Here is a 13,367-nt window from a genome sequence, read left to right as displayed (position 1 = left end):
CACGCTTGTCCTGTGACCGAGATTGACGCAAAGATCGATGCTCTCGTCCCCGCCTGGCTCCACCTTCCTGACATCGCGGAAATGCTCGATGTCGAGGTGACACGCGTACGGCAGCTGGTCAAGGAAGGCCAGCTGATCGCCGTACGCCGTGGTGAGAACCGGGCGCTTCAGGTGCCTGCCGCCTTTATCGACGGCGACAAGGTGGTCAAGGGGCTCGCAGGGACCCTGACGCTCCTGAGGGACGACGGCTTCACCGACGAAGAGATGCTGGAATGGCTCTTCACCGCCGACCCGAGCCTGCCGGGCACGCCCGCGCAGGCGCTCAGCGAGAATCGCGGCACGGAGGTGAAGCGCCGGGCCCAGGCGCTCGCCGTCTGACGTCCTGACGACAACAACACGCGGTGTGCGGGCCGGGGGCTGTGCCGCCCTGCCCGTACACCGCCGACCCACCGGGGGGAACCACCATGTCCACGGCTCGTGCGCTGCTGTCCGACGCCCGGCTCTATCTGTGCACGGACGCCCGGAAGAAGCAGGGTGACCTCGCGGAGTTCCTCGACGCCGTGCTCGCCTCCGGGGTCGACATCGTGCAGCTGCGGGACAAGGGCATGGAGGCCGGTGAGGAACTGGATCACCTCCGGCTCTTCGCCGACGCCTGCCGCAGACACGGCAGGCTGCTCGCCGTGAACGACCGGGCGGATGTGGCGCACGCCATCGGCTCCGACGTGCTGCATCTGGGACAGGGCGATCTGCCGGTCCCGGCCGCTCGCGCGATCCTCGGTGACGAGGTGCTCATAGGCCGCTCGACGCACGCCGAGTCCGAGGTGGACACGGCCACCGCCGAGCCCGGCGTGGACTACTTCTGCACGGGCCCCTGCTGGCCCACCCCGACCAAGCCCGGACGGTATGCCCCGGGACTGGGCCTGGTGCGGTACACAGCCGCGCTGGAGACCGACCGGCCCTGGTTCGCGATCGGCGGGATCGACGCCGGCAATCTGGACGAGGTGCTGGACGCGGGCGCGCGCAGGATCGTCGTCGTACGGGCCATCACCGAGGCCGACGACCCGGCCGCGGCGACAGCGGCGCTGGCGAAGCGCGTGCGGGAGCGCGTGGGGGAGCGCGTGGGGGAGCGGATCGGGTAACTGTCCGAGGGGTGGACAGTAGGCCGACAAATCCGGCATATTCCCCTCGTGCGGTTGGGTGACCGGCGAGGCGTGGTTAACCTGCGGGTATGGCCCTCGGTACAGCTTCGACCAGGACGGATCACGCACGAACCGTGCGTGAGCTGCTTGCAACCGGCAAAACTTCGTACTCCTTCGAGTTCTGGGCGCCCAAGACCGAGAAGGGCGAGCGGAACCTCTGGAACGCGCTGCGCAGGGTCGAAGCGGTGGCCCCCAACTTCGTCTCGGTGACCTACGGCGCAGGCGGCTCCACGCGCGCCGGCACGGTCAAGGCCACCCAGCAGATCGCCGCCGACACCACGCTCACCCCGGTCGCGCACCTCACCGCGGTGAACCACTCCGTGGCCGAGCTGCGCAACATGATCGGGCAGTACGCCGATGCCGGGATCCGCAACATCCTCGCCGTCCGTGGCGACCCGCCCGGCGACCCGATGGGCGAGTGGGTCAAGCACCCCGACGGTGTGCGGTACGCCGCCGAGCTCGTACAGCTGATCAAGGAGTCCGGGGACTTCTGCGTCGGCGTCGCGGCCTTCCCCGAGATGCACCCGCGTTCGGAGGACTGGGACACCGACATCCAGCACTTCGTCGACAAGTGCCGGGCCGGCGCCGACTACGCGATCACGCAGATGTTCTTCCAGCCCGAGGACTATCTGCGGCTGCGTGACCGGGTCGAGGCCGCGGGCTGCGCGACCCCGATCATCCCGGAGATCATGCCGGTCACCAGCGTCAAGCAGCTCGAACGGTTCGCGCAGCTCAGCAACGCCGCGTTCCCGCCCGAGCTCAAAGAGAGGGTCCTCTCCGTCAAGGACGATCCCGCCGCTGTACGCTCCATTGGCATCGAGTTCGCGACGGAGTTCTGCGCCGGGTTGCTCTCCGAGGGTGTCCCCGGTCTGCACTTCATTACACTCAACAACTCCACGGCGACGCTCGAGATCTACGAGAATCTCGGACTGCACGAGCAGTCGTGATCGGTCGTACCCACTCCGACCCGGAGCGGCGGCCGCAGGAGAGGGGCGGGCATGGGCTGGACGGTCCTCTATATCGCGTTCGGCATCGTCGCGCTGTGGCTGCTCGGTGAGGTGCTGCTGCAGTACAAGGCGCGGCTGCGCTGGCGGCTGCTCGCCTTCGCCGGCTTCCTGTGCGTGGTGCTCGGCGTACTGATGCCCTCCGTCGTGGTGATCGCGCTCGGCGCGATCGCCTTCGCCGTCGGCCAGACGTATGTCACGCTCTCCTTCCGCAAGGGCTTCTCCACCGGCTGGGCGCTCGGCGGCAGCCCGGGAGCGAGCCGTCGGCGCAGGTCCGGCGGCCATCAGGACACGGCCGCCTCGCGCGAGCCGACACTGGAGGTCTCCGACCTCGCCTATGAGCCTGTTCCCGCGGAACCTGAGCCCGAGGCCGTCTACGAGCCGCAGCCGCTGCCGGACGACACCGGCCAGTACGGCGTGTACAGCGAGGCCGCCTATGCGGCGGAGCAGCAGGACCAGGGCCAGAACTACACCACGTACGGCACGGGCTACGACACCTACTCCGGCTACGGTCAGCAGCCGACCGGCTCCGGTTACGATCAGCAGCCGACGGGCCAGGACATATACGCCGGGCAGTACGACTACGGGACGGGGCAGCAGGCGTACGCCGCGTACTCCGACCCCTATGTCGGCGGCCAGCAGTACAACGCGTACGAGAGCTACGACAGTTACGGCGGCCAGCAGCAGTACGCCGACCCGTACGCCCAGCAGCCGTACAGCGAGACGCCGGCCGGCGGGGTGTGGGTCCCGCAGCAGCGGGAGGGCGAGCAGCAGGCGCCGCCGATGCCGCAGGAGCAGCCTTCTCCGTACGGCTACGACCCCGGGTACAACGAGCAGCAGTACCGCTACTGAGGCACCGGCGGCGGCTCACTGAGAGCCGCGGAAGTCCGCCCCCTCCACGATCAGGCCGGCCACCAGCGCCCCCGACATCCCGGCATGCGCCAGTCCGCCGCCCGGGTGCGCCCGGCCGCCCGCCAGATACAGACCGGGCAGCCGGGTGCTGTTCGCCGGGTGCAGATACCGCCCGCCGTCCCCGGCGAGCGCGGGCGCGGACAGTGCACCCGTCTCCGCGGGCGTACGGATCTCGTGCCACAGCAGGCGCTCGCGTATCTCCGGCACGGCCGCGCCCGCGGCGTCGATGAGCACCTCGGCGTACCGTTCGCGCAGCGCCGCGTCCGTCCAGTCGACCGGGCCGCCCTGCGCCGCGACGGTCGCGGCGAGAGTCACCGCTTCGTGCTCCTCGTCCGGGCGGGTACGCGGATCGTCCGGTCGCAGCACGGTGACGGTGGGCCGCTCGGCCGTCCGGCCGCCGAAGACGGCCGCAGCCTCCGCGCCGGTGTCGGGCGCGTGCACCACACTCCGGTGGACGGCCGACGCGGGCCGCGCCCCGCGCAGCGCCAGCAGCACGGTGAACCTGCCCGGCAACTGTGAACCACCGGCGCCCCCTTGGGGCCGTACGTCTCCGTCCTGCCAGAGCTCATGCCCGACCAGATCGGCGGCCTCGATGCCCGCCACCACATGGTCGGCCGCGGCGACCGTGCCGCCGACGAGCTCGACTCCCGCCGCCCGCCCGTCCTTCTCGACGATGCGGGCCACCTCGGTCCCGAAGGCGAAGTCCACCTTCCGGGCCAGACACCGCTCGTAGACCGCGCGGGCCAGCTCCCGCATCCCGCCCTCGACATACCAACTGCCGAAGGTCTGTTCCATGTACGGCAGCAGGGCGGCACCCGCCGGGGCATGCCGGGGATCCAGGCCGTACGAGAGGGCGTAACCCTCGAGCAGCGCGGCCAGCCGCGGGTCGGCCAGCTCCCAGGCGCCGACCTCGGAGACCGTGGACGCCTGTCGGCTGCGCAGCAACGTGCGCTGCCGCGGCGCCCGATAGGGATCGCGGCCGAGCACCTGCCAGTCGGTCCACAGGGGCTCTTCGAGCAGCGGCCGCCGGGAACGGTCCCAGGCGTCCCGGGCCCGGCCCAGGAACGTGCCCCACCGCTCGCCCGCTCCCGCGCCCAGCGCGGCTTCGAGCGCGGAGACGACTCCGGCCCGCGAGGCGTTCGGCAGGGACACCTCGGTGCCGTCGGCGAAGAGATGCCGGCTCGCCGGGTCCACCTGGACGAGCCCGACGCACTGCTCCAGCGGTTCCTTGCCGGTCTTGACGAACAAGTCCCGCCAGACGGCAGGCAGATGCAGCAGACCGGGCCCGGTGTCGAAGACGAAGCCCGCGCGCTCGAACCGGCCCACCGCGCCGCCGTAAGTCGCCGACCGCTCGTACACCGTCACCCGGTGGCCTGCCACGGCCAGCCGGGCGGCAGCCGCCATGGCGCCCATCCCGGCGCCGATCACCGCAATCCGTGCCATGTCCGCGACTTTATCGGCCACCACTGACAGTCCGTCCCGGCGGCCCGTCCGGGCGGTCCGGTCACCAGGGCGCTCTGGACGCTTCCGCGCCCACCGGCCGTTTCTCCTGGCGGCGCTGTGCTCTGCGCCGCAGAAAACGGCGGATCTTCGTGGCGAGGAAGGCCAGTACCACGATGCCCAGCAGGAGCAGTGTCCCGGCGATGAGGGCAGCCGCCAGCGGATGGAAGAGCGCGAAGGTGATGATCCCGGCGACGCCCAGATCCTCCGCCATGCTCACCGCGATATTGCTGAACGGCTCGGGCGAGGTGTTGACCGCCATCCGGGTGCCGGCCTTGACCAGATGGCTCATCAGCGCGGTCGAGCCGCCGACGGCGGCCGCCGCGAGCTCCGGCAGCGAGCCGTTCTCCCCGGCCAGCAGTGCGGCCACGACCGCGCCCGCCACCGGCCGGAGCACGGTGTGCACGGTGTCCCATATGGAGTCGACGTACGGGATTTTGTCCGCAACCGCCTCACAGAGGAACAGCACGCCCGCAATGATCAGGACATCGGTGCGCTGCAGAGACGCGGGCACCTCGTCGGTGAGCCCGGTCGCGCCGAAGACGCCGAACAACAGGACCACCGCGTAGGCGTTGATCCCGCTGGCCCAGCCGCTGGTGAAGACGAGAGGGAGTACGGACACGGACGCGATCGTAACCAGACTTCGACCCGCGCGGGTGGGGATGAGCACGGATGACTGAGTACCCGTACCTAGTGGGGGAGATGAGTACGCGCGCGGATGGGGTTCCACCTGCGCAGAAGGAAGAGTGGAGACCACGGAAGGGGCGCGGCGCCGGCACCGCCGACACGGGGCGGCGGAACGGCGCGGCTCCCCGGACGGAACGGGGGAGTACGACGGAGTACCCAGTGACCACGGGGGAAAATCGGGGGTAAACGGGTTCTCCGGCACGGGGGTAAACGGGGACACGGGGGAAACGCCGGTCCGGCGGGGCTCGGGGGGATCGAGCCTCGCCGGACCGGCACTTTTCTGCCCTCGTACGGAAGACCTAACGGCCGCTCACACGGCCGTGCAGCAGCCGCGACAGCGCCGAGTGCACATCCTCGAGCGAGCGTTCCGGCTGGAACGCCTGCCAGTCCAGCGCCGCCACCAGCACCATCCCGACCAACGCGGCGGCTGTCAGCGGCACATCGATCTCCTCGCTCAGCTCGCCGCTCTCGACGGCTTCCCGCAGGACCGTCTCGACCACGGCAACCGCCTGCTGCCGTACGACGAGAAGCGTCGACTGCCAGGCCCGGTTGGTGCGCCACAGCTCGGCGACGTACAGCTGGGTGAAGGCCGGATAGCGCTCGATGAAGCCCAGACCGGCCTTGATCATCGCGTCCAGCGCCTCGACCTTGGTGCCGCCGCGCTCCGCCGTCTCGTCGGCGGCGGACTGCAGCGAGGCGGTCAACAGCCCGACGCCGTACCGCAGCAGCTCCTCGAAGAGCTCGGTCTTGCTCTTGAAGTTGTAGTAGACCGTGCCCTTGGCGACCCCGGCGCGTTCGGCGATCTCGTCCACCGTGGTGGCGGAGAAGCCCTGCTCGGCGATGAGCGTCACCGCGGCCTCGTAGAGCTTTGCCCGGGTCGCCCGGCGTCTGGTGCTGGTGCTGTCCATGGCGTCCATGGCGTCGATTCTCACAGGTCCGGCCGCTCTCACAGACTCAGCTCGGGGTGCAGACGGTCCAGTGTCCACACCTGCTTGCGCCGTGCGGACACGGCAGTCAGCGCGATCGCGCCCGCGGTGAAGGCGGCCAGTACCGCGCAGGCCTGCCACACCGGGCCGAGGCCGCCGCCCGTGATGAGCCTGCGCAGCGCGTCGATGACGTAGCTCATCGGGAGGTAGGGATGGATCGCGTTGAAGAACGCCGGACTGGTCTCCACCGGGTAGGTGCCGCCGGCCGAGGTCAGCTGGAGCATCAGCAACGCCAGTACAAGGATCCGGCCCGCGGCTCCGAAGCGCGCGTTCAGCCACTGGATGATCGCAGCGAAGCAGCAGGTCACCAGTGCGAGGAAGCCGATCGTGCCGGCCGCGTACGCCATCTGCAGGCCGAGGCCCCAGTGCAGTACGGACATGAGCGCGCCGACCTGCAGCAGACCGATCGCGGCGACGGGCAGCCAGCCGGCCAGCGCGATCCGCCAGGCGGAGGTGCCCGCGGAGAGTGCCCGCCGGTTGAGCGGCTGGATGATCATGTACGCCACCATCGAGCCCACCCAGAGGGAGAGCGGGATGAAGTACGGAGCGAAGCCGGTGCCGTAGTTGGGCGCCTTGTGCAGGGACTGGCCGGCCAGCTTCACGGGGTCGGCCATCACCTCGGTGCGTTGGTCGCGGTCCTTCTTGTCGTAGTCGGGGATCTTGTCCACGCCGCTGTTCAGTCCACCGGCCAGCTCGGTCGAACCGTCGGCGAGCTTGAAGAGCCCGCCGTCCAGTTTGCCGGCGCCCTTCTTGAGCTTGCCGACGCCGGTGTCGAGATCGGTGGAGCCCGTCTTGGCGCTGCCCAGCCCGGTGTGCAGCTTGTCCGCTCCCTGAGCGACCTTCTTCGCGCCCGAGTTGAGCTCATTGATCTGGCCGACGGCCGACTCCAGGTCCTCGTCGAGACGCGGTGAGCGCTTGGCGAGGTCCGTCGCCTTCTTCTGCAGATCGGCGAGGTGGCCGTCCAGCTTCTTCAGCTCGCCCTTGTTGTCCTTCACCAGAGCGTTGACGTCGTCGGCGATCTTGGCGACATCGGCCGCCGTGATCTTGGCGCGCTTCAGCGCGGGGCAGACGGTCGGGTCGGGCAGCAGCGCGTCCTCGCAGTGCGTCTTGTAGATCGCGCTCAGCTCGTCGGCCGACTTGTGGGCGAGGACGGCCGAGCCGGGGGCCCTCTTCACGAGGATGTCGAGATTGTGGCGGACCGCCTGGGACGAGTCGGCGACCAGCCGGGCCGTGTCACCGATCGTCCTGCCGTTGTCCTTGAGGTACGGACGGACGTCGGCGGCTATCCCGTTGACCCTGTCGGCAAGCCTCTGGGTGCCCTGGGAGACCTGCTTGGATCCGGTCTCGAGATCGCTCGCGCCCTTGTTGAGCTTGGAGAGGCCGCCGGCCAGTTTGCCGCTGCCGTTCTTGGCGTCCTTCAGCCCGTCCGCGAGGTCCTTGGAGCCCTTCTTCGCCTTGCCGACCCCGTCCTTGAGCTGGTCGGCGCCCTTCGCGGCCTTCTCTGTCTGGTCATGGATGTCGGAGAAGGAGATGAAGATCCGGTCGAGGAAGGATCGGGAGGCGTTGGTCGAGGCGGCGGTGCGGACCTGGGAGAAGACCGTCCGCGAGATCTGCCCGACGATGTAGTTGTTGGCGTCGTTCGTACGCACCTGAAGGGCGCCGGTCTCGGGAGACTCGCCGGAGCTGGACGCGATGCGCTTGCTGAAGTCCTGCGGCATGGTCAGCGAGAGGTAGTACGTGCCGTCCTCGACACCCTTGCGGGCCTCGGTCGCGCTCACCTCGTGCCATTCGAAGACCTTGCTCTCGAGCAGGCCCTTGGTGATCTCGTCGCCGGCCGCGACCTTCTTGCCGGCAGCGGTGGCTCCCTTGTCGTCGTTGACGAGCGCGACGGGTATACGTTCGAGCTGACCGTACGGATCCCAGAAGGACCACAGGTACAGGGCGCCGTACAGCAGCGGCAGCAGCAGGATCGCGACGAGCGCGGCGCGCGGCAGTTTCCCCCTGCCGAACCGCTTCAGCTCAAGCGCGGCCAGTTTCGGCGAGCGCATCGGCCGTCCCCTCCTCGGTGGTGTCCTCGGTTGTGTCTTCGGGCGTCGGTTCGTGCTTGTCTTCGGGCGTCGGCTCGGTCGGGTCCTCGCTCCTCGGAGCGGTGTCCGCGACCGTGCGGATCACCGTCGTGCCCTCGGGGGCCTGGCTGCAGACGGCGAGCACGGTCGTACCGCCCTCGGCGACGGAGCGCAGCAGCTTCCAGGCCTCGGCCCGGTCGTCGTCGGAGAGTTTGAGATCGGTGTCGTCGACCGCGAGCAGGCGTGGACGGCCGACCAGCGCGAGGGCGACGGACAGACGCAGCGCATCAAGGCGCTCCAGGTCGCGTACGGCCGTGCGGTCCTTCTTGGGGAGCGTGGCCAAGTCCAGCCCCGCCGCCTCCAGTGCCTCGTCGATACGGCTCCTGGCCGCGGCGGCACGCTCGGCGCGGGGCCGCAGCAGGGTGCGCAGTGAGCCGTCGAAGCGGCGCTGCAGCAGAGCGCGTTCGCGCAGATGCTCGGCGACGGTCAGCGCCGGGTCGAGCTCGCTGACGCCCGGTACCGGGCCCAGTGCGCTGATCCGGCGTACGGCGGCCATCTTCCGCGGCAGCTGCAGGCCGCCGACCTCACCGCGGCCCTCGGTGGGGCGCATGCGGCCGGTGAGCGCGAGCAGCAGACAGGTACGGCCGGAGCCGGACGGGCCTTCGATCGCGATGAGCGAGCCGGGTTCCGCCTCGATGCTCACCGAGCGGAACGCCCAGCCGCGCGGGCCCTTGAGTCCGAAGTCCTCGGCCGTGACGGCTGCCCCGTGACTGCCGTCGGGGCTGACAGGGCTGTCCATGTTCCCCCCAAGCTTTTTGAACTGACTGGTCAGTGCAAAAAGTATCCCGAACCCTGTACAGAAGCAAAACCCGGCCGGTCAGCCGTCGTTCGAATCCGAGCGCGGCTCGATAAAGGCCACCATCTCGGCGAGCCGCGTGCAGACCCGGGCGAGCTCCTCATGGGTCTTGTTCCGCTCGGTGATGACCGCCGCGAGCAGCAGGGCCATCAGCGCCGTCGTGCCGTTGAAAGCCTGCAGCGTGACCATGCTGGCGAACAGATCCTGACCGGCGAACGGGCCGGCCTCCCGGGCCGCGGCCAGGATCGCCAGCGTCGACACCCCCAGCGCACACGGCGCGGCGCCGGCCAGCTGGAAGCGGAAGGCGGCCCAGATCAGGAACGGAAAAACCAGGAAGAGCAGGGCCGAACTGGTGGTACTCGTCGCCAGAATCGTCGCGAAGAGCGTGCCCAGCGCCAGCGCCACCGCCTCGATCCAGCGGCTGAGCCCGGCATTCCGCGGCCACCGGGCCCTGCGGAGGACAAGCAGAAACGGAGTGACGACAAGGACCCCCATCGCGTCACCGGTCCACCACACCGACCACGTCGGCCAGAAGTTGCTCGCCTGCAGCGCCCCGGCCAGCACGAGCACACCGCTCCCCACGGTCGAGCTGATCACCATCCCGGCCAGCGCGCCGAGGAAGATCAGTGCCAGTACGTCCCGCAGCCGGTCCAGTTCGTCGCGGAACTCCGCCCGGCGCAGCAGCAGATACGCGCAGACCGGGGCCAGGGTGTTGCCGGCGACGATGGCCAGTACGGCGAGGGGCGAAGGGCCGATGGAGGCATTGACCAGGAAGGCGCCGAGCGCGATGCCCGGCCAGATCCGCAGACCGAGGACGAGCAGGCCGGCCAGGGCCACCCCCGTCGGCGGCCACAGGGGCGTGACCTGACCGCGTACCAGCTGCTGCAGAAGCCCCAGCCGGGCGGACCCGTAGTAGGCGGCGGCGACGGCGAGGATCCACAGAGCAGCAGACCCGTAACGGCCGATCTCCGCTTTGCGCACCACAGCAGTCTGCGCTCCCGGTGGGCCCGCGGCGACTCAGGCGGGGCGGAGTGGTGGGCCGGGCCCCGGCGGGCCGTCGTAGCGGACGACGAGGACGGCGGCATCGTCACGGTGACCGGTCCGCTCGGCCACCTTGACGACGGCGGAGGCCAGCACGTCGGGGTCGGCGTCGAATCCCGCGCGCACCAGCCGATGGACCTCGGCCAGACCTGCCTCCATCGGATAGTGCGGCCCCTCCACGACCCCGTCGGTGAGCAGGACGAGGACCCCTGCCTCCAGCAGCCGCCGGTGGGTCACCGGATAGACCTCGCCCCGCACGACGCCCAGGGGCGGGCCGCCGCGGTCGAGGGCGATGCCGGAGCGGCCGCCGGCGGTGGCCCAGACCATCGGGACATGCCCGGCCCGGGACACGGTGAGATCGCGGCTGACCGGGTCGAAGCGCAGGAAACAGCAGGTCGCGAAGAGGCCGAAGCCCATGGAGATCAGCAGGTCGTTGGTGCGGCTCAGCACTTCTCTCGGATTGCTCGTCGCCTCGGCGAGGGCCCGCAGGCTGGTGCGGACCTGGCCCATGAACGCGACGGCCTCCACATCGTGGCCCTGCGCATCGCCTATCGAGAGCCCGAGTGAGCCGTCCATCATCAGGAAGGCGTCGTACCAGTCGCCGCCCACGGCAAGCCCGTCCCGTGCGGGCGCGTACCGGGCCGCGATGTGCAGGCCGGGCAGCTCCGGCAGCTCGGCCGGGAGCATGTGCCGCTGCAGGGCCATGGCCAGCTCGACCCTGGCCTGCTGAAGCTTCATCCGCTCCAGGGCCTGGTCGACGAGACGCCCGAGGGTGATCAGGAGTTGTGCATTGTCGGACGGGTCGCTGTGATGTCCGCGCATGAGCGCTCCGGGGTTCCCACATGCTCCTCACCACACTCTAGACGGCACTGCCCGCATGCCACCTCCAGGAGCCAAAGCGGCAGGTCAGAGCAATTGTCAGTGGTGCCCCTCACGATGGACACATACGGCCACAGCGCCGTCACACGACGACAGGAGGTTCGTCATGGCCAGCTCCCACGCCGCAGCCGCACACCGGCGCCGCGCCACCGGCCCTGCCCCCTCACTGACCGGACCGGCGAACGACGTGCACCCCGTCCTGCGGCGGGCCTCGGCACCGCCCGCCGCCCTCGACCTGCTCGCCCAGGCCCGTACGGGCCTTGACGAGGCCGCCACTCTCGAAACGCCGAACGAGCGTTACGCCACCGCCCATCTGGCCGCCCTGCGCACCGCCGCCGCGGTGCTCGCTGCCCGTGGCCGCCCGGAGACCAGCGAGCGCCGCAGGCAGCGGATCCGCAGCGCCTGGGAAGTCCTGCCCGAGATAGCGCCGGAACTGTCCGAGTGGAGTGTGCTGTTCGCCTCGGGGGCCAGTCGCAGGGCGCGCGCCGAGGCCGGCATACAGGGCGCGGCGAGCAACCGCGACGCCGACGACCTGCTGCGCGACGCGGCCATGTTCCTGCGCCTGGTCGAGCGGATGCTCGTGCTGCAGCCGGTGCTGCCCCAGCCCAGGACGGAGCGACCGGAGAGGGGTGGCGCCGTGGGGTGACGCCGTGGGCCGAGACGGAGGGCCGGGACGCCCGACGGAGGCAATAGGGTGGACTGCGTCTTCAACCTGTTCACCGCTTCACCGTGTTCGTCCGCCCCCTCACGCCCCGCAGCCCGGGGCGGCACCCGTCCGAGGAGTCAACTGCCGTGTCGGACCCGATGCGACCCCGCGCCTCTCTCCGTACCGCCGTGGTCTGGGAGGTCCTCAAGGAGGCCCTCGACCGACGGGTCAAGGCGGCGGGGACGGACTCCCTGGACGTCCTCGACACCGGCGGCGGCAGCGGCAACTTCGCCGTGCCCACGGCCAAGCTCGGGCACCGCGTCACCGTTGTCGACCCCAGCCCCAACGCGCTCTTCGCGCTGGAGCGCCGGGCCGCCGAGGCCGGCGTGGCCGACCGGGTCCGCGGGGTCCAGGGCGACATCCACGGTCTCTTCGAGGTCGTCGAGCGCGGTGGCTACGACGCTGTGCTCTGCCATGGAGTCCTGGAGTACGTGGACGACCCCGCCGAGGGCGTACGGAACGCTGTGGACGCGCTCCGGCCCTCCGGCGCGCTCAGCCTGCTTGCCGCCGGGCTCGGCGGGGCTGTCCTGGCCAGGGCGCTGGCCGGGCACTTCACCGAGGCCCGCACCGCGCTCACCGACCCCGCGGGCCGCTGGGGCGCCGGCGACCCGGTGCCCCGGCGCTTCACCGCCGAGCAGCTCACCGAGCTCGTCAGTGCGGCCGGTGCCGAGGTCGGTGCCGTGCACGGCGTACGGGTCTTCGCCGACCTGGTCCCGGGCGTCCTGGTGGACACCGAGCCCGGCGCGCTGGACGCGCTGCTCAAACTGGAGGCGGCGGCCGCCGAGCTGCCGGCCTTTCACGCGGTCGCGACCCAGCTCCACGTACTGGGCGAGAAGCGGGGCTGATCAGCGGCGCAGCCGCACATGGAGTACGCCACAGACCCCCCGATCGTGGCCCGAGCCCCGTATGATCGGGGGACACCATCCGGCATGACGGATCGGAGGTTGGGGAATCTACGCCTCGACACCCGAGTCGGCATGGCGGCCCGGACTGGCGAATTGGCGTAGAGGGCGGGTTTCACGGGGGCGATTCCCTGCCTATCCTGAAAGGGCCGCATACCGGTCGCCCCCCGCGACCGACGACTAGGAGGACTCCGTGCCGCTCTCGGAGCACGAGCAGCGAATGCTCGAGCAGATGGAGCGAGCGCTGTACGCCGAAGATCCCAAGTTCGCTACAGCGCTTGAGGGAAGCGGGCTGCGTACGTACACCCGGCGACGGGTTTACCAGGCAGTTGCAGGCTTCCTGGTGGGTATCGCGCTCCTCATGGCCGGAATGGTCGCGCAGCAGATCTGGATCAGCGTGGTGGGGTTTCTCGTCATGCTCGGCTGTGCGGTTCTCGCGGTCACCGGTTGGCGCAAGGCGCCCAAACCGGGTGAGCAACAGACCCTGGGGGACACGGCGGCAACAGCTCGCCGCCAGCCCCGCCAGCGCAGGTCGATGATGGACCGGATCGAGCAGCGGTGGCAGCGTCGCCGCGACGAACAGGGCGGCCACTGAGCACCGCGGCTTCTTCGACGTGAAGAATTCGAAT

Annotated in this window: 14 protein-coding genes; 7 read left to right on the top strand and 7 right to left on the bottom strand. The window is 70.2% G+C overall.

What is annotated here, in order from left to right; genetic code table 11:
- Positions 1-12: 12 nt before the first annotated feature.
- The 4 genes from OG735_RS11495 (at position 13) to OG735_RS11480 (ending at position 3,055) form a co-directional block, all read left to right on the top strand.
- Positions 13-378 carry an Rv2175c family DNA-binding protein gene (locus OG735_RS11495; protein WP_327323046.1) on the top strand — a complete coding sequence of 122 codons (366 nt, stop codon included), beginning with the start codon at positions 13-15 and terminating at the stop codon, positions 376-378.
- A gap of 86 nt (positions 379-464) precedes the next feature.
- Positions 465-1,139, top strand: a complete 675-nt coding sequence (gene thiE / locus OG735_RS11490) for a thiamine phosphate synthase (RefSeq protein WP_327323045.1) — start codon at positions 465-467, stop codon at positions 1,137-1,139.
- An 89-nt stretch (positions 1,140-1,228) separates the two neighbouring features.
- On the top strand, positions 1,229-2,146 hold the full coding sequence (metF, locus tag OG735_RS11485; RefSeq protein WP_327323044.1) for a methylenetetrahydrofolate reductase [NAD(P)H]: 918 nt from the start codon (positions 1,229-1,231) through the stop codon (positions 2,144-2,146).
- Positions 2,147-2,197: 51 nt separating this feature from the next.
- Entirely contained in the window at positions 2,198-3,055 is an 858-nt protein-coding gene (locus OG735_RS11480; RefSeq protein WP_327323043.1) for a hypothetical protein, read from the top strand.
- Positions 3,056-3,070: 15 nt separating this feature from the next.
- On the opposite strand, the gene OG735_RS11475 is transcribed toward OG735_RS11480, so the two are convergent.
- The 7 genes from OG735_RS11475 to OG735_RS11445 form a co-directional block, all read right to left on the bottom strand.
- Complete coding sequence (locus OG735_RS11475; protein ID WP_327323042.1) at positions 3,071-4,558, bottom strand: phytoene desaturase family protein; 1,488 nt, start codon at positions 4,556-4,558, stop codon at positions 3,071-3,073.
- Between the two features lie 61 nt (positions 4,559-4,619).
- The gene (locus OG735_RS11470) at positions 4,620-5,237 is read right to left on the bottom strand and encodes a DUF4126 domain-containing protein (RefSeq protein WP_327323041.1); all 618 of its coding nucleotides are present in this window, start codon (positions 5,235-5,237) and stop codon (positions 4,620-4,622) included.
- 364 nt (positions 5,238-5,601) lie between these two features.
- Positions 5,602-6,210: a TetR/AcrR family transcriptional regulator gene (locus OG735_RS11465; protein ID WP_327328280.1), complete on the bottom strand. Its 609-nt coding sequence runs from the start codon at positions 6,208-6,210 to the stop codon at positions 5,602-5,604.
- A 38-nt stretch (positions 6,211-6,248) separates the two neighbouring features.
- Entirely contained in the window at positions 6,249-8,336 is a 2,088-nt protein-coding gene (locus OG735_RS11460; RefSeq protein WP_327323040.1) for a YhgE/Pip domain-containing protein, read from the bottom strand.
- Positions 8,308-9,153 (bottom strand): ATP-binding cassette domain-containing protein, encoded by an 846-nt coding sequence (locus OG735_RS11455; protein ID WP_327323039.1) that lies wholly within the window; start codon positions 9,151-9,153, stop codon positions 8,308-8,310. Before OG735_RS11455 ends, OG735_RS11460 begins: the two co-directional genes overlap by 29 nt.
- 78 nt (positions 9,154-9,231) lie before the next feature.
- Entirely contained in the window at positions 9,232-10,191 is a 960-nt protein-coding gene (locus tag OG735_RS11450; RefSeq protein WP_327323038.1) for an MASE1 domain-containing protein, read from the bottom strand.
- 36 nt (positions 10,192-10,227) lie between these two features.
- Entirely contained in the window at positions 10,228-11,073 is an 846-nt protein-coding gene (locus tag OG735_RS11445; RefSeq protein ID WP_327323037.1) for a PP2C family protein-serine/threonine phosphatase, read from the bottom strand.
- A gap of 163 nt (positions 11,074-11,236) precedes the next feature.
- Here OG735_RS11445 and OG735_RS11440 point away from each other — a divergent pair, with 163 nt between their 5' ends.
- From OG735_RS11440 to OG735_RS11430, 3 genes are all read left to right on the top strand, one after another.
- Positions 11,237-11,776, top strand: a complete 540-nt coding sequence (locus OG735_RS11440) for an SAV_6107 family HEPN domain-containing protein (RefSeq protein WP_327323036.1) — start codon at positions 11,237-11,239, stop codon at positions 11,774-11,776.
- Between the two features lie 146 nt (positions 11,777-11,922).
- A complete protein-coding gene (locus OG735_RS11435) occupies positions 11,923-12,681 on the top strand; it encodes a methyltransferase (protein ID WP_327323034.1) in 759 nt (252 codons plus the stop codon).
- A 250-nt stretch (positions 12,682-12,931) separates the two neighbouring features.
- Positions 12,932-13,333 carry a DUF3040 domain-containing protein gene (locus tag OG735_RS11430; RefSeq protein WP_327323033.1) on the top strand — a complete coding sequence of 134 codons (402 nt, stop codon included), beginning with the start codon at positions 12,932-12,934 and terminating at the stop codon, positions 13,331-13,333.
- Positions 13,334-13,367: the final 34 nt, after the last annotated feature.

The sequence above is a fragment of the Streptomyces sp. NBC_01210 genome (assembly GCF_036010325.1).
In the GTDB taxonomy this organism is placed as follows: domain Bacteria; phylum Actinomycetota; class Actinomycetes; order Streptomycetales; family Streptomycetaceae; genus Streptomyces.
This window is presented reverse-complemented; position numbering and strand designations above follow the sequence as displayed.

Excerpts from the sequence above, each read along its gene's own strand:
- thiE (WP_327323045.1), top strand. The coding sequence starts at position 465 with ATGTCCACGGCTCGTGCGCTGCTGTCCGACGCCCGGCTCTATCTGTGC.
- metF (WP_327323044.1), top strand. The coding sequence starts at position 1,229 with ATGGCCCTCGGTACAGCTTCGACCAGGACGGATCACGCACGAACCGTG.
- OG735_RS11480 (WP_327323043.1), top strand. The coding sequence starts at position 2,198 with ATGGGCTGGACGGTCCTCTATATCGCGTTCGGCATCGTCGCGCTGTGG.
- OG735_RS11475 (WP_327323042.1), bottom strand. The coding sequence starts at position 4,558 with ATGGCACGGATTGCGGTGATCGGCGCCGGGATGGGCGCCATGGCGGCT.
- OG735_RS11465 (WP_327328280.1), bottom strand. The coding sequence starts at position 6,210 with ATGGACAGCACCAGCACCAGACGCCGGGCGACCCGGGCAAAGCTCTAC.
- OG735_RS11460 (WP_327323040.1), bottom strand. The coding sequence starts at position 8,336 with ATGCGCTCGCCGAAACTGGCCGCGCTTGAGCTGAAGCGGTTCGGCAGG.
- OG735_RS11455 (WP_327323039.1), bottom strand. The coding sequence starts at position 9,153 with ATGGACAGCCCTGTCAGCCCCGACGGCAGTCACGGGGCAGCCGTCACG.
- OG735_RS11445 (WP_327323037.1), bottom strand. The coding sequence starts at position 11,073 with ATGCGCGGACATCACAGCGACCCGTCCGACAATGCACAACTCCTGATC.
- OG735_RS11440 (WP_327323036.1), top strand. The coding sequence starts at position 11,237 with ATGGCCAGCTCCCACGCCGCAGCCGCACACCGGCGCCGCGCCACCGGC.